The sequence below is a fragment of the Acinetobacter sp. CAU_H_S139_7 genome, assembly GCF_058599305.1.
In genome coordinates, this window is the sequence record NZ_CM178651.1 from 3,185,856 (window position 1) to 3,210,641 (window position 24,786).

At 43.9% G+C, this 24,786-nt stretch carries 22 protein-coding genes and 4 tRNA genes; 12 read left to right on the forward strand and 14 right to left on the reverse strand.

The features are described 5' to 3' along the window. The first annotated feature begins 10 nt into the window (after positions 1-10). From AC4MC0_RS15470 to AC4MC0_RS15500, 7 genes are all read left to right on the forward strand, one after another. Positions 11-1,375 (forward strand): ATP-binding protein, encoded by a 1,365-nt coding sequence (locus AC4MC0_RS15470; RefSeq protein ID WP_279689897.1) that lies wholly within the window; start codon positions 11-13, stop codon positions 1,373-1,375. Between the two features lie 362 nt (positions 1,376-1,737). Then, complete coding sequence (locus tag AC4MC0_RS15475) at positions 1,738-4,578, forward strand: monovalent cation/H+ antiporter subunit A (RefSeq protein WP_078388534.1); 2,841 nt, start codon at positions 1,738-1,740, stop codon at positions 4,576-4,578. 1 nt (position 4,579) lies between these two features. Continuing rightward, positions 4,580-4,945: a Na+/H+ antiporter subunit C gene (locus AC4MC0_RS15480; protein ID WP_004692695.1), complete on the forward strand. Its 366-nt coding sequence runs from the start codon at positions 4,580-4,582 to the stop codon at positions 4,943-4,945. Further along, positions 4,945-6,753, forward strand: coding sequence for a monovalent cation/H+ antiporter subunit D (locus tag AC4MC0_RS15485; RefSeq protein ID WP_078388533.1), 1,809 nt, complete (start codon positions 4,945-4,947; stop codon positions 6,751-6,753). The genes AC4MC0_RS15480 and AC4MC0_RS15485 overlap by 1 nt, the downstream gene beginning before the upstream one ends. A 2-nt stretch (positions 6,754-6,755) precedes the next feature. Continuing rightward, on the forward strand, positions 6,756-7,277 hold the full coding sequence (locus AC4MC0_RS15490) for a Na+/H+ antiporter subunit E (protein WP_005400935.1): 522 nt from the start codon (positions 6,756-6,758) through the stop codon (positions 7,275-7,277). Further along, complete coding sequence (locus AC4MC0_RS15495; RefSeq protein ID WP_004692700.1) at positions 7,274-7,549, forward strand: monovalent cation/H+ antiporter subunit F; 276 nt, start codon at positions 7,274-7,276, stop codon at positions 7,547-7,549. The genes AC4MC0_RS15490 and AC4MC0_RS15495 overlap by 4 nt, the downstream gene beginning before the upstream one ends. Before the next feature lie 11 nt (positions 7,550-7,560). Beyond that, positions 7,561-7,959 carry a Na+/H+ antiporter subunit G gene (locus tag AC4MC0_RS15500; RefSeq protein WP_078388531.1) on the forward strand — a complete coding sequence of 133 codons (399 nt, stop codon included), beginning with the start codon at positions 7,561-7,563 and terminating at the stop codon, positions 7,957-7,959. 46 nt (positions 7,960-8,005) lie between these two features. Here AC4MC0_RS15500 and AC4MC0_RS15505 read toward each other — a convergent pair whose 3' ends face one another. The 11 genes from AC4MC0_RS15505 to tpiA form a co-directional block, all read right to left on the reverse strand. Beyond that, positions 8,006-8,497 (reverse strand): 8-oxoguanine DNA glycosylase OGG fold protein, encoded by a 492-nt coding sequence (locus AC4MC0_RS15505; RefSeq protein ID WP_279739486.1) that lies wholly within the window; start codon positions 8,495-8,497, stop codon positions 8,006-8,008. Between the two features lie 192 nt (positions 8,498-8,689). Further along, positions 8,690-9,094: a ribosome-binding factor A gene (locus tag AC4MC0_RS15510; RefSeq protein ID WP_004978763.1), complete on the reverse strand. Its 405-nt coding sequence runs from the start codon at positions 9,092-9,094 to the stop codon at positions 8,690-8,692. Next, complete coding sequence (gene infB / locus AC4MC0_RS15515; RefSeq protein WP_335998393.1) at positions 9,094-11,793, reverse strand: translation initiation factor IF-2; 2,700 nt, start codon at positions 11,791-11,793, stop codon at positions 9,094-9,096. Before infB ends, AC4MC0_RS15510 begins: the two co-directional genes overlap by 1 nt. A gap of 9 nt (positions 11,794-11,802) precedes the next feature. Continuing rightward, a complete protein-coding gene (gene nusA, locus AC4MC0_RS15520) occupies positions 11,803-13,287 on the reverse strand; it encodes a transcription termination factor NusA (RefSeq protein ID WP_004692706.1) in 1,485 nt (494 codons plus the stop codon). A 39-nt stretch (positions 13,288-13,326) separates the two neighbouring features. Continuing rightward, complete coding sequence (gene rimP / locus AC4MC0_RS15525) at positions 13,327-13,851, reverse strand: ribosome maturation factor RimP (protein ID WP_004692708.1); 525 nt, start codon at positions 13,849-13,851, stop codon at positions 13,327-13,329. Positions 13,852-14,079: 228 nt separating this feature from the next. Next, positions 14,080-14,156, reverse strand: a tRNA-Met gene (locus AC4MC0_RS15530). Positions 14,157-14,245: 89 nt separating this feature from the next. Next, positions 14,246-14,322 (reverse strand) — tRNA-Met (locus tag AC4MC0_RS15535). Between the two features lie 73 nt (positions 14,323-14,395). Continuing rightward, positions 14,396-14,472: transfer RNA gene (locus AC4MC0_RS15540), tRNA-Met, on the reverse strand. 49 nt (positions 14,473-14,521) lie between these two features. Next, positions 14,522-14,606 (reverse strand) — tRNA-Leu (locus AC4MC0_RS15545). Positions 14,607-14,659: 53 nt separating this feature from the next. After that, positions 14,660-14,989: a preprotein translocase subunit SecG gene (secG, locus tag AC4MC0_RS15550; protein ID WP_004692710.1), complete on the reverse strand. Its 330-nt coding sequence runs from the start codon at positions 14,987-14,989 to the stop codon at positions 14,660-14,662. 13 nt (positions 14,990-15,002) lie between these two features. Continuing rightward, complete coding sequence (tpiA, locus tag AC4MC0_RS15555; protein ID WP_335998395.1) at positions 15,003-15,794, reverse strand: triose-phosphate isomerase; 792 nt, start codon at positions 15,792-15,794, stop codon at positions 15,003-15,005. Between the two features lie 280 nt (positions 15,795-16,074). Here tpiA and pilB point away from each other — a divergent pair, with 280 nt between their 5' ends. The 4 genes from pilB to coaE are packed head-to-tail and all read left to right on the forward strand — an operon-like array spanning position 16,075 to position 20,510. Then, positions 16,075-17,787: a type IV-A pilus assembly ATPase PilB gene (gene pilB, locus AC4MC0_RS15560; protein ID WP_234304143.1), complete on the forward strand. Its 1,713-nt coding sequence runs from the start codon at positions 16,075-16,077 to the stop codon at positions 17,785-17,787. 30 nt (positions 17,788-17,817) lie between these two features. Next, on the forward strand, positions 17,818-19,044 hold the full coding sequence (locus AC4MC0_RS15565; RefSeq protein ID WP_335998396.1) for a type II secretion system F family protein: 1,227 nt from the start codon (positions 17,818-17,820) through the stop codon (positions 19,042-19,044). Next, positions 19,044-19,904: a prepilin peptidase gene (locus AC4MC0_RS15570; protein WP_335998397.1), complete on the forward strand. Its 861-nt coding sequence runs from the start codon at positions 19,044-19,046 to the stop codon at positions 19,902-19,904. The genes AC4MC0_RS15565 and AC4MC0_RS15570 overlap by 1 nt, the downstream gene beginning before the upstream one ends. 6 nt (positions 19,905-19,910) lie before the next feature. After that, a complete protein-coding gene (coaE, locus tag AC4MC0_RS15575; RefSeq protein ID WP_335998398.1) occupies positions 19,911-20,510 on the forward strand; it encodes a dephospho-CoA kinase in 600 nt (199 codons plus the stop codon). A 13-nt stretch (positions 20,511-20,523) separates the two neighbouring features. Here coaE and AC4MC0_RS15580 read toward each other — a convergent pair whose 3' ends face one another. The 3 genes from AC4MC0_RS15580 to ppnP form a co-directional block, all read right to left on the reverse strand. Further along, positions 20,524-21,441: a DMT family transporter gene (locus AC4MC0_RS15580; protein WP_335998399.1), complete on the reverse strand. Its 918-nt coding sequence runs from the start codon at positions 21,439-21,441 to the stop codon at positions 20,524-20,526. Between the two features lie 32 nt (positions 21,442-21,473). Next, positions 21,474-22,223 carry a 23S rRNA (guanosine(2251)-2'-O)-methyltransferase RlmB gene (rlmB, locus tag AC4MC0_RS15585; protein ID WP_335998400.1) on the reverse strand — a complete coding sequence of 250 codons (750 nt, stop codon included), beginning with the start codon at positions 22,221-22,223 and terminating at the stop codon, positions 21,474-21,476. A 142-nt stretch (positions 22,224-22,365) separates the two neighbouring features. Further along, positions 22,366-22,689 carry a pyrimidine/purine nucleoside phosphorylase gene (ppnP, locus tag AC4MC0_RS15590; protein ID WP_125280995.1) on the reverse strand — a complete coding sequence of 108 codons (324 nt, stop codon included), beginning with the start codon at positions 22,687-22,689 and terminating at the stop codon, positions 22,366-22,368. Between the two features lie 391 nt (positions 22,690-23,080). Here ppnP and recN point away from each other — a divergent pair, with 391 nt between their 5' ends. After that, positions 23,081-24,742 carry a DNA repair protein RecN gene (gene recN / locus AC4MC0_RS15595; RefSeq protein ID WP_279681118.1) on the forward strand — a complete coding sequence of 554 codons (1,662 nt, stop codon included), beginning with the start codon at positions 23,081-23,083 and terminating at the stop codon, positions 24,740-24,742. Positions 24,743-24,786 lie beyond the last annotated feature (44 nt).

The window sequence follows — 24,786 nt, forward strand, 5'->3', positions numbered from 1 at the left end:
CGGGTGTTCTATGAAAATTCAATCGATTCACCTGAAACACATCCTGCATTTTGCTGACATTAAAGTCGATTTTTCTTATCACGATAAACCCGTCACTTTAATTTTAGGCGATCAAGCCTCAGGCAAGACCTCAATCTTACGTTTTAGCTATCAGGCTCTGACTTGGTTTGCGGCCCGTTATAAAGATTTACGCTCTGCAGGTGTGGTGATGTTAGATCACGACATTATGCTGAACCGCCTACAGTCCAAAATTGATATTCAAGTTGCTGTGCCCGCTGAGTTATATGCTCTCAAACCTACGGCAGCCGATGTTGCGACCAAACCCTATACATGGCAACTCTACAAAACCTTAAACCAACAAGGCATTGGCATCAGTCGAGTTGAAACATTAGAACTCGAACAACTGGTCAATCTATATCAGCAGGCAACGTTACAAGATCCGTTGCAAGGTTTGCCGTTGATTGCATATTATCCTGCGGAACGTTTTGTCAATGAGATGAATATTCTCAGCAAGAACAATCCCCTGATTTTCCAACATGCACATGCCTATGAAATTTCAGCTATTCCCTATACCACCTTTGCGCGTTTCTTTGAGTGGTTTCGTGAAATCAGCGATATTGAAAATGCGCAAACTGCGCAGTTTTTACAAACGATATTGCATCAGCCTACAAGCATGCCACCCGATATACCCTTAAGCTATAAACTGGCTCAGGCTCAAGCACACATCCAGTCACCCAGCCTACAAGCGCTCAAGCAAGCGTTAGCAACTGTTCTGCCCGAAATAGAAGATCTTTATCTGCAATATCATCCCAAGTTACAACTGATGGTGCGCTACCATGGCAACAGCATGCTCTATCAACAGCTGTCCAATAGTATTCGCAACTGGGTGGCACTTGTTGGCGATATTGTGCGACGTTTATGCCTACTCAATCCTGAAAGTCTGTTCCCTTGTTTAGAAGGTGACGGCGTACTATTGATTGATGCAATTGATCATCAATTGGATCAAAATATGGCACAAGTCATTTTAAAACATTTAAATCAGGCTTTTCCTCGACTACAAATTATCGCCTCAGGCAACCGAAGTGAGTTGCTGGAACAAGCCAGTGAGTTTCAATGCCTCAAACTGGAAAATAAGCAATTAAGTTCTATCCAACTCGAACCACTGCAACATCAGTTCGATGTAATTTACCAAAACCTTGCCAATCATGAAGCGACGAGTGGAAGCACCGAACCGATTGCGGCTGAACCCCAAGATTTAAGTGTGGCTGAATTATTCGCACAAATACAGCAGCAACTCTCTCCCGAACAGCAACAGCATTTGATTGCTTTACTCAGTGCTGAGGATGATGCTTCATCGGCAAATCCATTAACTTAGCCTGCTGCATAAGCATATCTATTTTAACCCTCAAAAACAGGCGACCAATGGTCGCTTTTTTTACATTTCTTGCACTGAGAAAGTGCCTGTCATCCACCAAGAAACGACCATCACGCGTATAATGTTTTGCGTCAGCGCAAAAAAGATTGATGTTGTTTTAGTCATGTTATATGATCGGTTTTACTTGCAAATTTCTAACTGAAATCGGATTTTGCTATAACGCTTCATGAGTTGCGCAACACAACTTCATTATTTTTAAATTTCACATTGGCTTTCAAGATTGAGACTCTTGGGCTGCTCTTTGCAGTCCTGTAATCCTTGAAAGATGAGATTCACCAATAGGTTTTGACCTATTCACGACAATGGAAACGAGTGTGCTACCGATTATTATATTGTTACCGTTAATACTTGGCACAACCCTTGTCTCATTACTGAAGCAGAGCTCACGTAGGCTAACCGCCTTCGCAGCTGTTGGGGTCAGTATGACAAGTTTAGGCTTATTACTGACCCAAGCACGAGAGGTGTTTAATGGCGCTGTCATTACGCAGTCGTGGTCATGGTTGCCGCAGCTTGGAATTGACTTCAGCTTCCGTCTAGACGCATTAGGCCTACTCTTTGCCTTACTCATTAGTGGCATCGGGACGCTCATTTATATTTATGCCTATTTTTATTTAGGCCCAAAAAATTCTCTCAACAAACTCTATCTACTGCTCATGTTGTTCATGGCAGCCATGCTCGGGATTTCACTCTCCAATAATTTAATTTTACTCCTCGTTTTTTGGGAGTTGACCAGTATCTCCTCTTTTCTGTTGGTCGGTTATTGGAGCAATTACGACGCGGCGCAACGTGGCTCACGAATGGCATTGACCATTACGGGTATGGGCGGATTAGCCATGCTAGGTGGTTTCATCTTACTCGGCCAAATCACAGGTACCTACGAGATTGATCAAATCTTGACGATGACAGCACAAATTCAAAGTCATGCTTTATTTGTTCCTACGTTGCTGCTGATTTTACTCGGTGCTTTTACCAAAAGTGCACAATTTCCATTCCATTTTTGGTTGCCCAACGCGATGGCAGCCCCAACCCCCGTGTCTGCTTATTTACACTCAGCAACCATGGTAAAAGCGGGTATTTTCTTGGTGGCACGACTGTTACCAATTTTTGCAGGTGCAGCACTGTTCCATAATTTGGTCACCTTTATTGGCCTGTTTACTCTGTGTATGGCTGCATTTTTTGCCATCTTTAAAGAAGACCTGAAAGGTTTATTGGCCTATTCAACCATCAGTCATCTCGGCTTGATCATGTGTCTCTTGGGGATCGGATCACCATTGGCTGTGGCTGCGGCTATTTTCCATATTATTAACCATGCCACCTTTAAAGCAGCGCTGTTCATGATCGCAGGTATTATCGATCATGAGTCAGGCACACGTGATTTACGTAAGCTTAGTGGCTTATGGCAACTGCTACCTTATACGGCCACTTTGACGATGGTCACTGCAGCGTCGATGGCCGGCGTGCCCTTGACCAACGGTTTCTTATCTAAGGAAATGTTCTTTACTGAGCTGCTTAGCAATCTATCTGGCCCTGTGCTCATCTGCTCGGCAATTGTCGCGACACTGGCGGGGATTTTTGCAGTGGCTTACTCTGTGCGTTTGGTGCATGGGGTTTTCTTCGATGGCCCAGTAGGCAAGCAAGTTCCCAACAAAGATGCGCATGAACCGCCGTTTGGCATGCGTGCACCGGCCACTTTACTGGCGATTTTGTGTATTTTAGTCGGCTTATTTCCTGCCCTATTGGTTGAAAACATCGTCAACAGTACAGCACGCGCCAGCACCCAAGTGATGGACTTTGAAGGCGCACATCTTGCCCTATGGCATGGTTTTAACATGCCATTATTGATGAGCGTGATTGCATCGATTGGCGGTCTGATTTTCTATTTCAGTCTCGCGAAGGGTGGCAAAATTCGAGAAATTGATCTCGATCCATACCTAGGTCGTCTACAAGGTCGAGTTGCCTTTGACTTATTCCTTAAGTCACTCCTGCTCAACTCGCGCAAATTTAAACGATTGACTGAAAACGGTAAATTACAAAGCTATATTCTTTGGATTGTGATCTTCAGTATTGCCATAGTCTCACTTCCATTTTTAGGACAAGGGCTGACCACAGGTACCCGTGAACTCACCCATGCCCCTGCTTTAGCAGTCGTACTATGGCTACTGTTATTCTCTTCGTGCTGGATGATGTTGTGGTTCCATCACGAACGAATTAAAGCGGTATTGATCAGTGGCGCGATTGGTTTAGTCGTGACTATGGTCTTTATCTGCTTCTCTGCACCTGATTTGGCCTTGACACAAATCACCGTCGATGTGGTCACCACCGTACTGTTATTGATGAGTTTATCGCTCTTACCTCAGCTCACTCCCTATGAGTCGAGTGTCTCACGCCGTTGGCGAGATGCCCTGATTGCGATTGGCGGCGGGCTCGGCATTGCATGGATCACATGGCTCATCTTGACCCGTGATCACAACTCCATTTCATGGTTCTTCATGCAGCAGTCGATTCCATTAGGCGGCGGTACCAACGTGGTCAACGTGATTTTGGTCGATTTCCGTGGTTTCGATACCTTCGGTGAAATTACAGTCCTCGGCATTGCAGGCATTGGCGCACTGTGCTTAATGGATGGTATGCGTACCCACGGCACCACCATGACCAAAGGTCTTAGTTACCGTTTTAATCCATCGCCGTTGATGCTTCGTATCACTGCATCTTGGATATTACCGATTGCCTTGGTGGTTAGCCTGTATATCTTCTTACGTGGACATAATCTGCCTGGGGGCGGGTTTATCGCGGGTTTGATTACCGCTTTGGCCTTGATTATTCAGTACATGGCACTCGGTCAAGATCATGCAGAACAGCTGCTCAAAGCCAAGTCTGGTCGTTTGTATGAAATCTGGATTGGAACAGGTCTGGTCATTGCAGGATTAACAGGCTTAGGCGCATGGTTCTGGGGACGCCCCTTCCTCACCAGTGCACACTTTTATGTGTCGCCACCGATCTTAGGCGAAATGCACCTAGCGACAGCTGCACTGTTCGATGTCGGGGTTTATATCACGGTCGTAGGTGCAACCATGCTACTTATTTCAGTACTTGGGGACTCACGTCACTCGAGTATGTCTGGTCCAGTACCAAAGGGGGATTAATATGATTAGTTTAGAACTGTTACTTGCCTCCGCTATTGGTCTGTTGACTGCCACAGGCATCTATCTGATTTTGCGTGCCCGTACCTTCCCTGTGGTACTTGGCTTGGCCATGATTGGTTATGCCGTCAATTTATTTTTATTTGCCATGGGGCGACTTCAACTTAATGCACCAGCGGTACTCACTGAAGCCAGCAAAGCCACTGACCCTTTGCCACAAGCCTTGGTTTTAACCGCGATTGTGATTGGCTTTGCCACCACAGCATTTATTGTACAACTGGCTTTACGCAGTCGTTATGAAACAGGAACCGACCACGTTGACTCTAAAGAAGAAATACCACAAATTGACCCACGTGAGGATGAGCCATAATGAATGACTTCATCCAATTTTGGACCGAACACACCCCAATTTTTAGTATTTTAATTCCTGCCATTACCGCCTTTATTTTGGTATTACTGGGTAATCCAGGATCAGGTTCTTTAGCACAAGACTGGCGACAACCTTGGCGTCGAGGCATCAGTTATACCTCTGGTCTGTTGGGCTTATTTACAGCGGTCAACTATCTAATCTTTGCCAGCTCTGGGCAAATCAGTGTTTATAACCTGAGTGAATGGGCTGCACCGTTTGGTATTGTTTTGGTCCTCGACCAACTGTCTGCCCTGATGCTGGTTTTAACCTACGGCTTAGCTGTTCCAGTGATGTGGTTTGCCAGCAAAGAATGGGATGAACGTGGGCGTTACTTCCATGCCATGTGCCATTTCCTACTGATGGGTTTAACCGGCGCCTTCCTGACAGGCGACTTATTTAACCTTTTCGTATTCTTTGAAATTTTGTTGATGGCTTCCTATGTCCTGTTACTGCATGGTCAAGGCAAAGCCCGTTTTCAACTTGGCATTCACTATGTCACCATTAACTTGTTGGCATCAGCCCTGTTTCTGATTGGCCTTGGCATGATTTACGGCAGCGTCGGCAGCCTCAATATGGCGGATGTTGCACGTTTGATGCCTCTATTAGAAGGCGATCAACATCGTATTGCTGTTGCTGGTGGGCTGTTGTTGTTTACAGTCTTTGGCATTAAAGCAGCCATGCTACCTGTCGGTTTTTGGCTACCAAAAACCTATGCGGTCGCGACCACTCCTGTGGCGGCACTGTTCACCATCATGACCAAAGTCGGTATTTATGCCATTTTACGTGTTAATGGCACCGTATTTGACGATGCAATTAGCCGTGAAATCCTGCAATACATTTTATTGCCGATTGGTTTAATTACCTCAGTCTATGGTGTGATTGGTGCAATGGGTGCAGAACGCTTACGTCGTTTCATTGGCTTTATGATTTTGTCTTCTGTGGGCACGATTTTAATCGCTATTTCCCTGTTCAATACCTTGGCATGGGCAGCGGCACTGTATTATTTGGTGCACAGTACCATTATTGCGGCAGCTTTCTATATTTTAAGTGGTTGGATTACCTCTCAACGTGGTGAGTTTAAAGACCACTTTAAAATTGCACCGCAAATGAAACAGCATAAGGTAGTGGCGTTAACCTATTTCACCATTGCCTTGATGATGGCAGGTTTACCACCCTTTAGTGGTTTCTTAGGCAAAGTATTTATTCTCCAAGCCACCGCACACTCACCGTATCAATTGCTGATTATTGTGACAATTTTAGTGGTGAGTTTATTGAGTATAATCGCGTTTACACGTGTGGGTTTCGTGATTTTTTGGCGCGCAACCAAACCTGAAGATAATCCTGATGAAGCAGCTTATGCCGCTTACCAAGCTTTGCCTGAACAAGCACCGAAGCGCAATGACAAAACCATTTATCTCTTGTTGGTCGGTTTAATGGCTTATATGGTGTTTGCAGGTCCGATTCAAAAGTACACTTACCAAACGGCTGAGCAAATCCAAAATAATGCGCTCTATGAACAGACTTTGCTCAAAACTGATGAGCATGGACAAACCATTAGCGTACAACCTTTCGACAGTGAAAATTTACCTGAAACCAAATATGGTGGCGAGCGAGTAGATCCGAATGCACATTTGATTCCATATTTAATTTCAGAAGAAACACTGGAAGGCGAACATATTTCCGAATACAAAAAACGCCAAATGCAACAGCAACAACAGGCTGAAGTGAATCCCGATGCTGAAAGCCTACAACCGATGGTGGAGCCTTAAACATGAAAAAAACGTCGTTTTTGGAACGTTGGTTACCCCACCCTTTTGTCTCGGTGATTGTTGCGCTGAGCTGGGTGATGTTGGCACATAGTGTCGATGCAGCCAGCTTAGTGATGGCATTTTTACTGGCCATTTTTATTCCGCGTCTGATCAGACCATTCATTACTTACACTCCAAATATTGAATGGAAAGCGGCGGTGAAACTATTTTTTGTGGTGTTATACGACATCGTGGTGTCGAATATTCAAGTGGCTAAATTGGTCCTCGGCCCAATTGATCGTCTACAACCCAAATGGTTTCGCGTTCCGCTGGAAACACAACATGAGGAAGTAAACACCTTACTGGCGATGATTATTACCACCACACCAGGCACTGTTTCAGCAGGCATCGATCAAGATCGTGGGGACATTTTAGTTCACGCCCTCAGCACCGATGATGAAAATGCCGAGATTGAAAATATCAAAGCGCGTTATGAAAAACCGTTGATGCAAATTTTTGGTGTCGAAGCAGGAGACAAAGCATGACCATTTTGCCTTATGCCCTCGGGATTTGTTTAATCGCTGTCACCATTTCAATGTTGCTGTGCTTAATTCGCTTAATCATCGGCCCATCGATTGTAGATAGACTCTTAGCACTCGATACACTCTTTTTAAATGCAATCTGCCTCATTATTATTTTAGGCATTTACTGGGCCAGCACTTCATTATTTGAAGGTGCTCTTTTGGTTGCGATGCTCGGCTTTGTCTCTACAGCCGCTTTAGCACGCTACTTCACCTCAGGTCATGTGATTGACTAGGAGCAAGATCGATGCAACTTACGATGGAAATTTTAGTCTCCATTTTTCTCATGATCGGTACTTTCTTCATGCTGGTCGGAGGAATTGGAATGGTGCGTCTGCCCGATTTATTCATGCGCCTGCATGCCCCAACCAAGTCCAGCACCTTAGGCTTAGGGAGCTTCTTGATCGCCGGAATGATCTATTCTGCATTCCAAGGACGCTTTGGTTTTGCTGAGCTGTTATTAACACTGTTTGCCTTCTTAACCGCACCCGTATCAGCGAATTTGATGGCGCAAGCGGCGCTACATTTACGCTTACGTTCACTCAGTGGTGACGTTCCAGAAGCGCTAAATCGTCCACTGCCTTGGCAACGCACCCGCCGCAGAGCTTTTAGCAATAAGCATGAAGACACTGAACATCGTCTCTAAACGCTTGTATCCTTAAGGATATAAAAATAAATACATTTCTAGCGCTTCAGCACTGACATGGTGGTGTTGCGCTAATTTGCACATTGTACTGATGATAAGGTTCAAACTTATTGGATGGTGTCACCTCGATTAAATTCACTAGTGTTTCTGGACAAGTCAGTTTAATTAAGGCTCTAGCCACCCGAATATCAAAAATTAAACAATAATCCGAGTGTTCCAAAGCACGAGTTGAAAAATAGAGCAATTTAGAAATATAGCTAATATTCAAACCATTAATTAACTTCAATGTTCTATAGGCTTGTTGAATATTCTTCCTTTTTACATGCGTGAACGCCAACTCCATGAGCTCCATATTCTCTGAAGTATAATATTTATTCGTCCTAAATGTACCATAACCAATATCAGCAAAATCCCAAATCATCGTCAGTACAAAAGGTAACTCCACACTAACTTTGCAATCAAAATAATCCCTAAAACATTTAATGACCTGTTCTCTTGAAATATCATCATCACAATAGTCCTTTGTAATACTTTTCAAGTTCTGATCCAAACTCAGCCATCGAGTAGAATTATACTTAAATTTAGATTCTCTCAACGGATCCAGACTCCGGATCTCTAATAATTGAGGCTCGCTCAGATACAACATTTTTAAAATCTCCATCTATTTTTATCTATATACAATTATAAAAAAAGCCACCCGAAGGTGGCTTTTTGATTCAGTTAGACTGAATTATTCATCATCTTTGTTTGCTTCGTCAGCGGGTAAATCCTTCACTGCTTCAGCAATCAGGCCAAACATATAGTTACCATATGCATTGGTTTTATCGTAATGGAAACGCAAACGCGGTGTAATACGTGTCTTAATACGACGGCCGAGTTCGTGACGCAAGAAACCAGATGCTTTGTTCAGCACATCTAGCGTTTCTTTATTGGCTGCTTCACTTTGCTCATCGCCAAGCTCACGGCCCATCACAGTCACATATACTTCAGCATAACCTAAGTCTGGACTAACCTTCACCGCAGAGATGGTCACGAGACCACCTAAGCGTGGATCTTTCAACTCTTGACGAATCAGTTCAGACAACTCACGTTGTACTGTATCCGCCATGCGCTTAAGACGTTGACTACCCGCCATTAAAGACTCCGTTTGATCAATTGAACATCATAGACTTCGATCTTGTCTTTTTCTTTGATGTCTTTATAACCTTTAACCGCAAGACCACATTCCATACCTGCACGAACTTCTTCAACCACTTCTTTATAGCGACGAAGTGACTCAAGCTCACCTTGGAACACAACCACGTCATCACGAAGGATACGAATTGGTTTATTGCGATGTAACATACCCTCAAGTACCATACAGCCTGCTGCTGCACCAAACTTACTTGAGTGGAACACTTCACGTACTTCAGCCACACCCAGAATTGTTTCACGGTGTTCTGGAGCAAGCTTACCGCTCATCGCTGCTTTCACATCATCAATCAATTGATAGATGATTGAGTAGTAACGAATATCGATGCCGTCAGCATCCGCTTTTTGACGCGCTGCGTTATCCGCACGTACGTTAAAGCCAAGAAGAACTGCTTCAGAAGATTCAGCTAGTGTCACGTCAGATTCAGTGATCGCACCAACACCTGAGCCAATGATACGAACTTTAACTTCGTCTGTTGCAAGGTCAGCAAGAGCAACATGTAATGCTTCCAATGTACCACGTACATCAGTTTTCAATACCACATTGACGATAGGCACATCTTTCTTGCCCATAGACGCCATGATATTTTCAAGACGCATTGCACTTTGACGCTCAAGACGTTTTTGACGTTCACGATCCATACGCGCATCAGCAACTTCACGTGCTTTCTTCTCATCGCTTACAACAAGAACTTCATCACCCGCCATTGGCGCTTCAGGTAGACCTAAAATTTCAACTGGAATCGAAGGACCTGCAGATTGAATACGTTTACCGTTTTCATCTGTCATTGCACGAACGCGACCGTAAGATGCACCCGCAAGAACCAGGTCACCTACTTTCAATGTACCGTTTTGAACAAGGATAGACGTTACCGCACCACGGCTGTTGTCTACACGTGCTTCAATCACGACACCTTGTGCAGCACCCTCTTCAGATGCTTTCAATTCAAGCAATTCAGCTTGGATTGAAATCAAATCTAGAAGCTCATCGATACCTTGACCAGAATGTGCTGAAACCATTGCAACAGGTACATCACCGCCCCATTGTTCTGGCACGATTTCTTTTACTGTCAATTCGTTCAATACGCGATCTGGATCAGCCGATTCTTTATCCATTTTGTTGATTGCAACAATAATTGGTGTACCAGCTGCACGTGCATGATCAATTGCTTCCGCAGTTTGTGGCATAACACCATCATCTGCTGCTACAACAAGAACCACGATATCAGTCGCTTTCGCACCACGTGAACGCATTGCAGTAAATGCAGCATGTCCAGGGGTATCAAGGAAAGTGATCATACCTTTGTTAGTTGTAACGTGGTACGCACCGATATGCTGTGTGATACCACCCGCTTCACCAGCTGCAACTTTCGCACGACGAATACGATCAAGAAGCGATGTTTTACCATGGTCAACGTGCCCCATGATGGTCACCACTGGTGCACGTGTAGATTGAGCACCACGCGCGCCTTCAGCTGCTTCAAGTAAGTTATCTTCAGCTTGCGTATCCGATACAAGAACAGGGTTATGACCCATTTCTTCTACGATCAATGCAGCAATTTCTTGCTCAATCGCTTGGTTCTGAGTAACCAGCTCACCCATTTTCATGAGTGATTTAATTACTTCACGTACTTTAATCGCCATTTTTGCTGCAAGATCTGCAACAACAATAGTTTCGCCAATTTCAACATCATAAACTTGTTTCTTAACTGGTTTTTCAAAACCATGTTTACCAGCCTGACTTGTTTTCAGACCACGTTTAGGTTGCTTGCTGAAACTTTGCTCTTCCTGACCACGACGACCACCTTTTTTCGGTGCACGTGTACTTGGTGTATTGGTACCACGTTTGATGTCACGGTCTTCTTTCGCAAATGAATCTTCATATGCTTGGCCAACTAGACCCGCAGCAAGTGGAGAATCATCCACAACACGAATGGTCGCAGTTGCATCTTCGTTAGAATACTTAGATGCCATTTGACGCATTTGTTCAAGTGTACGTTGCTGCGCTTCTTCAGCTGCCTTACGACGTGCTGCTTCTTCGGTCGCTTTTAATTGAGCGGCTTGAGCTTCACGTGCTTTTTTCTGTTCAGGTGTTTCAACAACTTTAACTTGTGCTTTAACCACAGGCTTATTGTTTGATTTACGCTTCACAACTACCGCAGCTTTCGCAACTTCTTGCTTCGTCGTTTCTTGCTTTGCAGCAGCACGCATTGCTTCAAAGTTTGCAGCTGCTTTATTTACTGCTGGAGTTTCAGCTTTAGGTTCAACCATAGCTTGAACGTTCGCACGAGCTTGTTGCTCAGCTTGCGCTTTTGCCAAAGCTTCCGCTTTAATTTGTTCTGGATCTGGCTTGGTAAATGTATGTTTCTTGCGAACTTCTACATTAATCGTTTTTGCCTTACCTGATGTACTCGCTACTTTAGCGGTACTGGTCGTTTTACGTTTCAACGTGATTTTTCCTGCCTGACCATCGTCTTGACCATGAATTTTCTTCAAATGGTGCACGAGGGCATCTTGTTGTTCAGTAGAGATTATATCGTCCGATTTACGCTGTGGTAAACCAGCATCACGAACCTGCTCTAGGAGCTTCTCAACAGGGCGGTTCACACTGAGAGCTAACTCTTGTATCGTCTTATCCGTCATGTAGATCTCCTAGTTAAACCATGATTCGCGCGCTTTCATAATAAGTTGACCCGCTTTCTCTGTACCCAGACCTTCAATATCAGCAATATCGTCAGTCGCTTGGTCAGCCAAGTCATCAATTGTGATGACACCACGTGCTGCAAGTGCATAAGCAATCTCTTGCGTCATCCCTTCCATTGCAACGAGTTCCGCGCTTGGATCTTGGATGTTTTCTTGCTGCTGTAATGCATCAGCCAATGCAACTTCTTTGGCACGACTTTGAAGTAATTCAACAACTTCAGCATCTAGCTCGATTTCGTCAAATGTTTCAGCTGGAACATAAGCAATCTCTTCTAAAGAAGTAAAGCCCATTTCAACCAATGCCATTGCCAAATCTTCTTCAATATCTAGACGCGATACAAACAGGTCTAAGTATTGTTGTGCTTCATTTTGCTGACGAGCATGATACTCATCTTCAAGCATCATGTTGAGTTTGTAGCCTGTAAGTTCAGAAGCTAAACGTACGTTTTGACCTTGTGAACCAATCGCACGCGCTAATTGATCGCTAGTTGCGAAAATAATATCCGCTGTACGTTCTTCTTCATCAATCACAATACCCGATACATCTGCTGGCTCTAAAGCACTTGCAATGTACTGTGCAGGATCATCAGACCATACAACAACATCAATACGCTCACCGTTCAATTCTTGCTGAACTGCTTGGATACGTGTACCACGCATACCAATACATGCACCCACTGGATCAATACGATGATCATTGGTTTTCACAGCAATTTTAGCACGAACACCAGGTTGACGCGCTGCCGCTTTAATCTCAATAATTTCTTCAGAAATTTCAGGAATTTCTTTCTTCATCAAAGCGATGAGCATTTCAGGCTTGGCACGTGACAATTGTAATTGTGCACCACGACCTTCACGGTTCACATTAAACAAAATCGCATTTACACGTTGTTTCGGACGCAAAATTTCTTTTGCAATCATTTCTTCACGTGCAAGATACGCTTCTGCGTTATCGCCAAGGTCAATGATAAAGCCATCTTTGGTTTGCTTTTTCACTTCACCGTAGATCAACTCACCCACTTTAGACTCGTAGGCATCTGCAATCAGCGCACGTTCAGCTTCGCGAATCTTTTGAACAATGACTTGCTTTGCAATTTGCGCCGCAATACGACCGAAGTCAATTGAAGGCACTTCAAGCTCACGAATATCACCAATCGACCATTGTGCAGGATCAACATCTGAAATCGCATCTTGACATGCTGGCATCTCATGATCTTCATCCGCAACCACTTCCCATTGACGGAAAGTGCTGTATTCACCCGTTTTACGATCAATCTCTACACGAAGCTGAGCTTCTTCAGAGTTTGTTCCTTCGTAAAATTTCTTTTTAGTCGCAGCAACAAGCGCTTGTTCTAAGGCTTCGAAAATCGCTTCACGAGGTACACCTTTTTCATTACTAACCGTTTCAACTACGGTAAGAATTTCACGTGCCATAAGCCACCTATTCGTTCAGATTCTTATTTATTAAATGAATTAATCTTGATAGACCAAATTGGCTTTATCAATATTATTACTATCGATTTCAAGCACCTGTTGCTTTTCCACTTCGACTTGAATCATTTCAGCTTCAAGATCTACAGCAACCAATTTAGCTTGGAATTTACGACGGTTATCGACCGCACTGATCAAACGGAAAGCGATCTGTTGACCAATATATGCAGGTAATTGTTCAAGTTGGAAAAATGGACGATCCCAACCCGGAGATGACACTTCAAGTGCATATTCACCTGAAATTGGATCATGGACATCCATCATTGCGCCGACTTGCTGGGTCACGCGTACACAGTCTTGTACGCCGATGCCACGGCCCTGCTCTTCTTCACCATCTTCATTGATGATGGGTTCTGCATTTTCGTCGACAGCTTTGTCGATATAAATGCGCAATAAAGAACGTTTTCCTTGAGGAAGGAATTCAATCCCCCAAAGATCAACACCACAGGCTTGCACTGCAGGAGCAATTAAGTCTTGGAGTGCTTGAGTTTTATTTGATAGCTTCATTTACTCTCGTCATTTTTGTGCGATTCAATGGCCGAAACAGACCACTACAAGCCAATACAAACTATAGTAGTAGTGGAACATGACACTTTGACTTTCACCGTATCCGGCTCACATCGACACTACACGATAGCCAATAAAAAAGGGCGTAATCGCCCCAATTATTGCACAGAAAATTAATATCCACTGTGCAAAAAGGCCCACCTTGTTGTGAGCCTCTTTTTAGAAACTTGGTAGCGGGAGCTGGATTTGAACCAACGACCTTCGGGTTATGAGCCCGACGAGCTACCAGACTGCTCCATCCCGCATCAACGTGCAAAAATTATATACAAATATGAATTATTTTTCAATCTAAATACTTCATACTTGCTCTGATTTAGTTGCACCTAAATCAAATTGGTAGCGGGAGCTGGATTTGAACCAACGACCTTCGGGTTATGAGCCCGACGAGCTACCAGACTGCTCCATCCCGCAACAAAACGCAAAAATATTCTTAACTTAATCACTTAAGTTACTCACTTTAGTTTGCTTCTAAAATAAGATTGATTGGTAGCGGGAGCTGGATTTGAACCAACGACCTTCGGGTTATGAGCCCGACGAGCTACCAGACTGCTCCATCCCGCATCAACAGAATTTGCTGCATACACCAACTTAATCTTCTGGATTCATAAGTTGGTGCGGAAGGGGGGACTTGAACCCCCACGCCCGAAAGCACTACCACCTCAAGGTAGCGTGTCTACCAATTCCACCACCACCGCAGCTGTGACGCATTCTAGTAGCATCGTCACAAAAAAGAAAGGACTAATTCCAATTATTCGCTTGTTTTAGGTGCAGCTGGCGAAGTTTCAGTCGATTGTGCAGGTGCAGAACTTGTCGTTTGCACTGACTTTAAGCTATAGGCATCTGTGGTTTGCTTTTTGGCAAACACAGCAAGTGACAAACTGGTGATAAAAAACAAGGCCGTCAAAACCGCAGTCAATCGGGTTAAGAAATTACCTGAACCTGATGCACCAAATACAGTCGCAGCACCGCCACCACCAAACGAAGCACCAGCATCTGCACCTTTGCCATGCTGGACCAAAATCAGCACGATCATCAACACAGCTAAGATAATATGTACTACCAGCACAAAAGTTTGCATGCTGAACTCCTAATTATTTTGTATTTGCAAATGCTTCGACAATTTTATAAAACGACGTTGCATTTAAAGATGCCCCACCGACGAGTGCACCATTGATATCTGGACAAGCCGCTAACTCTACTGCATTTTCAGCTTTTACACTACCACCATATAAAATGGCCATGTTCGCGCCATGGCTGGTAATTTGGGTGAGGCCTTCACGGATTTTAGCATGCATGGTTTGCGCGTCTTCTGGTGAAGCGGTTTTTCCTGTACCAATGGCCCAAATCGGCTCGTAGGCAATCACAATATGAGGCCACTGCTCTGCCGTTACCACACTGGCTAAATCGCAAATTTGTTGTAAAACCACTACTTCTGCCTGACCAGACTCACGCTGCTCTAAACTTTCACCTACACAGTAAATGACGTTTAAACCCGCATTTAAGGAATTTTGAGCTTTCGCATTTAAAATTGCTGCACTTTCAGCAAAATATTCACGACGTTCTGAGTGACCAATTAAAACATATTCAATTTGACTATCTTTAAGCAGCTCTGCACTCACCTCACCGGTATATGCACCCATGTTGCCAAAACGCGAAACATCTTGCGCCACAGTAAAAACTGAACGTGCAGCATTCGCCAATTCAGCCTGCGTTGAAGTCAAAGCCAGCGTTACAGGCGCAAGTCCAATATTACATTTTTCTTCTGTTATTTCATTCTCTTGCAAGAGCTGTTTAAATTCTTGAAGCAATTGCTTGGCATCTGCCTGCATTGGGTTCATCTTCCAATTGCCGACAACCCATGGCTTAATCGTCGAACCCGACATACAGCACCCTATTCAAAACAGTTCATTAAAACGGCCTCATTCTACACGGTATTTATTTTTCAAAGATAGTTTTCTTCTAGAATTTCTTCGGCAATCAAAATAACACGAATGAAAATAAAGACATCTTTTTGTAAAAAAAATCGCCTGCTATCACGACCAGTTCATGCTTTTAATCGATATTAAGGTGGTGACAACACTTTCAGATATGGTATTTTTGTGCAACAAAAGTATAATTTTACGATACCAATTATAAACAATTGAGAAGTTAAGGATCTGGGGAATGTCAGTATCAAATGGTTTGCCTAAGTTCACAGGCTTCATTCGACGCTTAGTCGAAGACGGGCGCATGACTGCTGAAAATATGCAGCAGGCAATGCTCTCTGCAAAAAAGGCTCAGCAAGACATTGTTCCTTATCTAATTGAAAATTATAAACTCTCCTCACAAATGATCGCTGAGACGATTTCTTTGGAGTTTGGAGAGCCTGTTTTTGACTTAAGTGTCTATGATTCGGTACAAATTCTACGGGATCTGGTCGAAGACAAACTCATCACCAAGCATCGTGTGTTGCCGATTTACCGTCGTGGCAATATCCTCTATATCGCCACCAGCAATCCAACCAACATGGATGCGATGGACGCGATTCGCTTCAATTCTAAAATGAACATTGAAGCGATTATTGTTGAACATCCCCAGCTTGAAAAACTGATCGAACAAAATTTTGCACAAGCCGATAGTTTTGAATTTTCTGATGAAGATATTGATTTAGACTTAGAGCAAGACCATCAGAACTCAAATGACGAAGAAGATGACTCACCTCAAGGGGATGAAGCTCCGATCGTCAAATACATCAATAAATTACTGATCGATGCGATTCGTATGGGCGCCTCAGACTTACACTTTGAGCCTTATGAAAAGGCTTACCGTGTTCGTTATCGTGTAGATGGGGTTCTGCGTCATATTGCCAGCCCACCACTACAACTGGCGACTCGTCTTGCTTCACGTTTAAAAGTTATGTCACAAATGGACATCTCTGAAAAGCGCGTCCCGCAAGATGGCCGGATTAAATTAAAGCTGTCAAAAAGTAAAGCCATCGACTTTCGTGTCAACTCACTTCCAACCTTGTTTGGTGAAAAACTGGTTCTGCGTATTCTCGATCCATCCAGTGCTATGCTGGGAATTGATGCTTTAGGTTATGAACCAGACCAAAAAGACCTATTTATGCAGGCTTTAGACAAACCCCAAGGCATGTTGTTAATTACTGGCCCGACAGGTTCTGGTAAAACGGTATCGCTATATACAGGTTTGAATATTCTAAATAAAGAAGACACCAATATTTCAACTGCGGAAGACCCTGTTGAGATTAACTTAGAAGGTATTAATCAGGTCAATGTGAACAATAAAGTCGGCCTCACCTTCTCTGCTGCGCTGAAGTCATTCTTACGTCAAGATCCTGATATTGTGATGGTGGGTGAGATTCGTGACCTTGAAACAGCTGAAATCGCGATTAAAGCCGCGCAGACAGGTCATATGGTCATGTCGACACTCCACACCAATAGTGCACCTGAAACTCTGACCCGCTTACGCAATATGGGGGTTCCCTCTTTTAACATTGCGACCTCGGTCAATTTGGTGATTGCACAACGTTTAGCACGCCGCTTATGCAGCCAATGCAAAGCCGCTGTCGATATTCCTGAACAAAGCTTGCTCGAAATGGGCTTTACTTCCACAGATATCAAAGATCCAGATTTCAAAGTTTATCAACCGGTGGGGTGTGCTGAGTGCCGTGAAGGCTATAAAGGACGTGTTGGTATTTATGAAGTCATGAAAGTCACGCCAGAAATTTCAAAAATTATTATGGAAGATGGCAATGCCTTACAGATTGCGGAAGCATCTGCAAAATTAGGATTTAACAATTTACGTCGTTCAGGTTTACTCAAGGTTATGCAGGGGGTCACTTCCTTACAAGAAGTGAATCGTGTAACCAGCGAATAGTTGAAATATTGAAAGAATAAGGATAAATGCATGGCTGTCAAAAAAGCACAGATGATGCCAACCTTCAATTATGAAGGGATTGATCGTAAAGGGGCAAAAATTAAAGGGGAATTGCCTGCACGTAATCTCGCCCTCGCCAAAGTTACTTTGCGCAAACAAGGGATTACCATCAAGAGTATTCGAGAAAAGAAAAAGAATATTCTTGAAGGGATAATGAAGAAAAAAGTGACCACACTGGACATCACGATTTTCACTCGACAGCTCGCAACCATGATGAAAGCGGGTGTACCGCTGGTTCAAGGTTTTGAAATTGTGGCTGAAGGCCTAGAAAACCCATCTATGCGTGAAGTTGTCCTCGGCATTAAAGGTGAAGTTGAAGGTGGTAATACCTTTGCGGGAGCACTCAAAAAATATCCGCAATATTTTGACAACTTATTCTGTTCATTGGTTGAATCCGGCGAACAATCAGGTGCTCTGGAGACCATGCTGGATCGTGTGGCGGTCTATAAAGAAAAAAGTGAATTGTTAAAGCAAAAAATTAAAAAGGCCATGAAATATCCAGCCGCTGTCGTTGTGGTTGCAGTGATCGTGACCATTATTTTGATGGTCAAAGTTGTCCCTGTTTTCCAAGAACTCTTTAGCTCCTTTGGTGCAGACTTACCTGCATTCACTCAAATGGTGGTGAATATGTCTGATTGGATGCAGAAATACTGGTTCATTTTGATTATTGTGATCGGTGTTGTGATTACCGCTCTACTTGAAACCAAAAAGCGGAGTAAAAGGTTTCGTGACATGCTGGATAAAGCCGCGCTAAAAGCCCCAATTTTCGGTGATTTAGTCTATAAAGCGATTATCGCGCGCTATAGCCGTACCCTATCGACAACTTTTGCTGCGGGTGTACCCTTAATTGATGCCCTCGAGTCTACCGCGGGTGCAACCAACAATGTAGTCTATGAAGAAGCTGTGATGAAGATCCGTGAAGATGTCGCAACCGGGCAACAACTTCAATTCGCAATGCGTGCTACCAATAAATTTCCATCAATGGCCGTGCAAATGGTAGCCATTGGTGAAGAGTCTGGTGCGCTCGATGCCATGCTGGATAAAGTGGCCACTCACTATGAAAACGAAGTCGATAATGCGGTGGATGGCTTGACCTCAATGATGGAGCCTCTCATCATGGCGGTCTTGGGTGTACTTGTGGGTGGTCTAGTAATTGCCATGTATCTACCAATCTTCCAAATGGGTTCTGTGGTTTAATGCAAGAAATAATTTCCTATCTGATCAATACTCCAATGGCGCTTTATTTCGCCGTTGGAGTTTTTAGTTTGTGCATCGGTAGTTTTCTGAATGTGGTGATCTATCGCACTCCAAAAATGATGGAACAAGAATGGCGTACCGATTGCCAACTTCTGCTTCATCCTGAGCAGCCAATTATTGATGAAACGAAGCTCACATTGAGTAAGCCTGCCTCAACCTGTCCAAAATGTAAAAGTGTCATACACTGGTATCAAAATATCCCTGTGATTAGTTGGTTCCTGCTACGAGGAAAGTGTGGCACTTGCCATAACCCGATCAGCATTCGCTACCCTGCGATTGAACTCCTGACCGCCATTTGTGCTTTGGTCGTGGTTGCAGTATTTGGCCCAACAATCCAAATGCTGTTCGGTCTCGTGCTCACTTATATTTTAATCGCCTTAACCTTTATTGATTTTGACACTCAGCTTTTACCTGATCGCTATACCCTCACCCTTGCAGCTCTGGGTTTAGGGGTCAATAGTTATGCGATTTACACCACACCGACAGCGGCCATTTGGGGTTACATCATTGGCTTTTTATGCTTATGGATTGTCTACTATCTGTTTAAGCTCATCACAGGCAAGGAAGGTATGGGTTATGGCGACTTTAAGTTACTTGCTGCTTTAGGCGCATGGATGGGCCCTTTGCTGCTGCCACTGATTGTGCTACTTTCTTCTTTCGTAGGCGCCATTATCGGCATCATCCTGCTCAAAGTGCGTAAAGAAAATCAGCCTTTTGCTTTTGGCCCATATATTGCCATCGCAGGATGGATTGCCTTTTTGTGGGGTGAGCAAATTATGAAAATATATTTAGGCAATTAAAATAATATGTCATTTATTTTAGGTCTAACAGGCGGGATTGGCAGTGGAAAATCTGCGGCAAGTCACTGGTTTGAACAACAAGGCATTCAAGTGGTCGATGCCGATGTCGTTGCTCGAGAAATTGTTGCTGTAGGTCAGCCTGCACTTCAGCAAATTCGAAGCAGCTTCGGCGAGTGGGCCTTAATGGACAATGGCGAACTGAATCGACGCGCTTTACGTGAACACATTTTTCAGGACCCGTCTGCCCGTAAGCAATTGGAAAAGATCACCCACCCTGCAATTCGTCAGTCCATCATGCAACAATTACAAGCTGCGACCAGCCCTTATGCGATTTTGGTTTCACCGCTACTTTTTGAAACCAATCAGCATGAACTGACGCAACATACGCTTCTGATCGATGCTTCAATTGATATCCAGGTTCTTCGTGCTTCGCAGCGCGACCATCAAACCATTGAGCAAATTCAAACCATCATTGAAACGCAAATGTCCCGTGAACAAAAACAAGCGTTAGCTGATGATATTGTGGTAAATGATGGACACTTGGAACACTTATACGCACAGCTCAGACCATTGCATTTAAAGTATTTGGCCCATTCAGAAGTCTAAAAAAAGCAGTCTATTATGACTGCTTTTTTTGTTGTGCGAGTTGGGCTTTCAAACTGTCCTGCCGTATCCAACGCCATGGCTGCAAGGCCCCTATCCCCATTCCTACAAGACCACATAAAATCGCAACACTCAAAGGTTCATTGAGCAAAGGAACCGCAATAATCGCAGCAATAAAAGGCGCCAACGTCACAATACTGCCTGTTTTAAATGCCCCCAAACGCTTAATGGCTTCCACATAAGTGAGTGTCGCCACGATGACCACGAACACACCATGAAATACCACCTGAGCAATCAATTGCACAGGTTGCACATGCGCTATGGTTTTGGGTAGGAATAAAACATAAATCGGCACAAAAATAATCGCAGCCCAAATCGCAACACCTGCCATGGAGTGCCATGCCGACAGTTTCCATTGTCTCAATAAATCGGTAAATGTTCCCCACAGCACAGCACTGAGAAAAAACAAGCCATCACCTAAACTAAAAGCAATACCTGTTTCTTGATACATCAGCCCACTCATGGCCGTCAGTGCGAGCAACATAATACTGAGACTGAGCCAAGTATGCCGGTCAAACGGTTGTCGAAATAGCAGATAAGCTGCAACAGCTGTGCAAAGCGGAATGCAGCCATTGAGAAAGATCGCAGCATGTGCCGCAGGCACATAATGAAAAGCGCTATAAGCGGTGATGCAGTAACACACCCCACCAATCATCGCCAAAATAAAAGGCTCTTTCTTCCACAAAAAGGCGGTATCTTTTTTATAGATCAAGATTGGCATTAAGATGCAAAACGCCAAGAGAAAACGTAAGGCGGTAATATCCCACGCACCAATACCCCAATTGGCACTGAGCCGCGCCGTTAAGGTAAATCCCCCCCAAATACACATGGTGATGGCAATAAATACATAGCCTTGTTTTTGAGGGGTCATCATTGTGCTTACATTGAATCAGGAATTAAAAAATCTTAGACATTACGTTGACGGCATGCTTCATACAAAGCCATACCCGTTGCTACACTGACATTCAAACTTTGTAGATTTCCTGCCATCGGAATATAAACCGTTTGATCGCATTGAGACTGGGTAATTGGACGCAGACCAGTATCTTCAGCACCCATCACCACACATACAGCCGTTCCAGTAAAATCGAAATGTTGTAGCGGCAAGGCTTTTTCATCCAACATGGTACCGACCACACGCACATTAAACTCATCTTTAATTTGCGCTAAAGTCCGAGCCAAATTGGTCACTTGGATAAATTTAACTTTTTCAGCACCACCTGCCGCAACTTTGCGCGCGGTCGGGGTCAAACTTGCAGAACGATCACGAGGCACAATCACGGCCTCAACGCCCATTGCAGCCGCGGTACGGATACATGCGCCGAGGTTATGCGGATCGGTGACTTGGTCTAAACCCAGCAATAAACAATTTGGCGATTGTTTCAGTAAGGCTTCTAAATCTTTTTCATTGAAAACTGGATTAGGACGGACCGCAGCCACAACCCCTTGGTGAAATGGCAAGCCCGCCATTTTTTCTAATCGATCACGACCGGTTTGTTGTACGCTAATACCAAACGGTTCAGCCAACTCAAGCACACGCTTTAAACGCTGATCATCACGCCCTTTTAAGGTAAAAAGTGTCAGTACACGTTCAGGTTCAAGTTCCAACAATGACTCCACCGAATGAACGCCATAGAAATATTCAGGTTTAGCCATGTAGGACCTCTAAAAGATAAATGACCATCGACACGATGTGCCAAAAATAAAAATCCTGTAAAGCTGACTTTACAGGATTGCTGTGCAACAGATAGTTTAACCGATTTCGCTTGAAATTACTTGGCGAGTATCAGTTGAAGGCTTAGCCTTCTAAATGGCACACGTAGTCCAACACGTCGTCAGTTTCAATTTTAAAACGACTATTGCCAGGCACATAAAAAGACTGACCTGCGCGGAACAATTCACTCTCTTCGCTGTCTGCAATTTGTACACGACATTCGCCTGAAATAATTTCCATACGCTCTGCCACATGTGTTTCAAACGTCAAAGCTTGCTCTGTCGGAAGAATAACCCCTAACGTTTTTTTGGTGCCATCTTCAAATTGCACAGTATGACTGATGCATAAACCGCCAAAATAAACATTGGATTTTTTAATGACAGAGACATGGTCGAACTGAGTTGACATGCGTACACTCCAGATAATGCGCATTTATATTCGTATTGATTCGCTAGTTTAAAGATGTGCGATTAACTAATCAATCGATGTTTTATTCCCCTCAACCAATATTTTGTTAAAGTCCGACCATCGTACAATTGCCTCAATTTCTAGCCCATTTTGGCGTGTTTTTTGCCGATGCGACCCGTTCCCTGAGTCGTACTCTTTCTGTATACACCGCATACCCACATGTTTGTGCTGTGTTTGCTATAACAGTCGGATTTAAAAAATCTGCTAGGTCGACTTTCAGATTCACGCTAAAATAAGCCGACTTTGCACAAAACGAATAGCGTTGCCGTCTTGTCGGCTGAATAAAACTTCACTATCTTAAACTAAAACTTTTCGCAGCTCGGATGCGTTTATGCTGACACATTTAACTTTAATTAATTTTGCTTTAGCCGATCACTTAGCACTTGATATCGATCAAGGTTTTAATGTCCTGACTGGGGAAACAGGTGCAGGTAAATCATTATTGCTAGATGCACTGTCCGCCTGTCTGGGAGAACGTACCGATACCAACTATGTCCGTTTCGGTTCAGATAAAGCCGATGTCACGGCTATTTTCAGCTATCAAGAGCACAGTCCTGAAGCCTTATGGTTAAAGGCACATGAGTTAGATGATGAGTCCGGAGAGATTCATTTAAGACGGGTTATTTTTGCCACTGGTCGTAGCAAAGCATGGATTAATGGTCGTCCAAGCAGCTTAGCTGAATTGAAAGAAATCGGGCGCTTGCTGGTACAGCTGTATAGCCAACACAGTCAGCAACAGCTATTAGAACCACCTTATCCAAGACGCTGGTTAGACCTCTATCATAACTTCTACCCAGAAGCGCAAGCTGTGCGTGAAGCCTATAGCACATGGCAAAAAGACATTCGCCAGCACCAAGCGGCATTGGATGCTCAAGCCACGCGTAAACAGCGTATGGATACCTTGAGTTTACAATTAGAAGAACTCGAAGATGTGGTGCAAATCGACTATAAAGAGATTGAACAAGAGTTCGATCGTTTGTCCCATCATGAAAACATCATGCAGGACTGTAGTTATGCCGTTACGGCCTTAGATGATGCTGAACAAAATATTAATCAAGAAATTTCCAGTATTATTCGCCGCTTAGAATCACATGCAGGACGCAGTGAGCAATTGGCTGAGATTCATACGTCTCTGCTGAATGCACAAAGTGAGCTTGACGATGCCACGGCCAATCTACGTCAGTTTATTGACCGTCAAAGTTATGACCCAGAACGCATGGAAGAGTTGAACACCCAGCTTGAGATGTTCCACCGTTTTGCCCGTAAGTACCGCACGCAGCCAGAACACTTAAAACAAGAGCATGAACAATGGCAATCTGAACTGGCACAACTCCATTTATTAGAAGATCCAGAAACGCTTGCCGAGCAAGTTGAAGTCTCGCATCAGGACCTGTTAAATAAAGCCCAGTACCTTGACCAAATTCGTCGCGATGCAGCCGCACCATTGGCAAAACATTTAACCGAACAGGTCAAACAATTGGCTCTGCCTGAAGCGCACTTTGAGTTTAAGTTTGAACTAATGGAGCAGGTTTCTAGTGAAGGCCTAAGTTTTATCCAATTACTGTTCACCGCCAACAAAGGCATTCCACCGCAACCATTAGCCAAAGTTGCCTCAGGGGGAGAGTTGTCACGTATCGCGTTGGTGATGCAAGTGATGAATGCTGAAAAAACTGAAGCTGAAGTTTTAGTCTTCGATGAAATTGACGTCGGTATTAGCGGTGGCACGGCAGAAATTGTCGGTCGTCTCTTGGCCGACTTGGGTTCGCATGTGCAAATTTTGTGTATTACCCACCAAGCTCAAGTTGCAGCACAGTCCGACCAGCACTTGTTGGTGAAAAAACGTCAGACCGACCCTGCCAGTAGCACCATTTTAAACTTAGAAGAAGATGAGCGTATCGATGAGCTCGCACGCATGACAGGCGGCGTTGAAATTAATGACACCACGCTACAACATGCCAAGCAGTTACGTCAGTTGAAGTTTCAATCTGCCTAATTTATGTAGACTGGATCACAAAAAAAGATTTGGAGAAAGTGCAT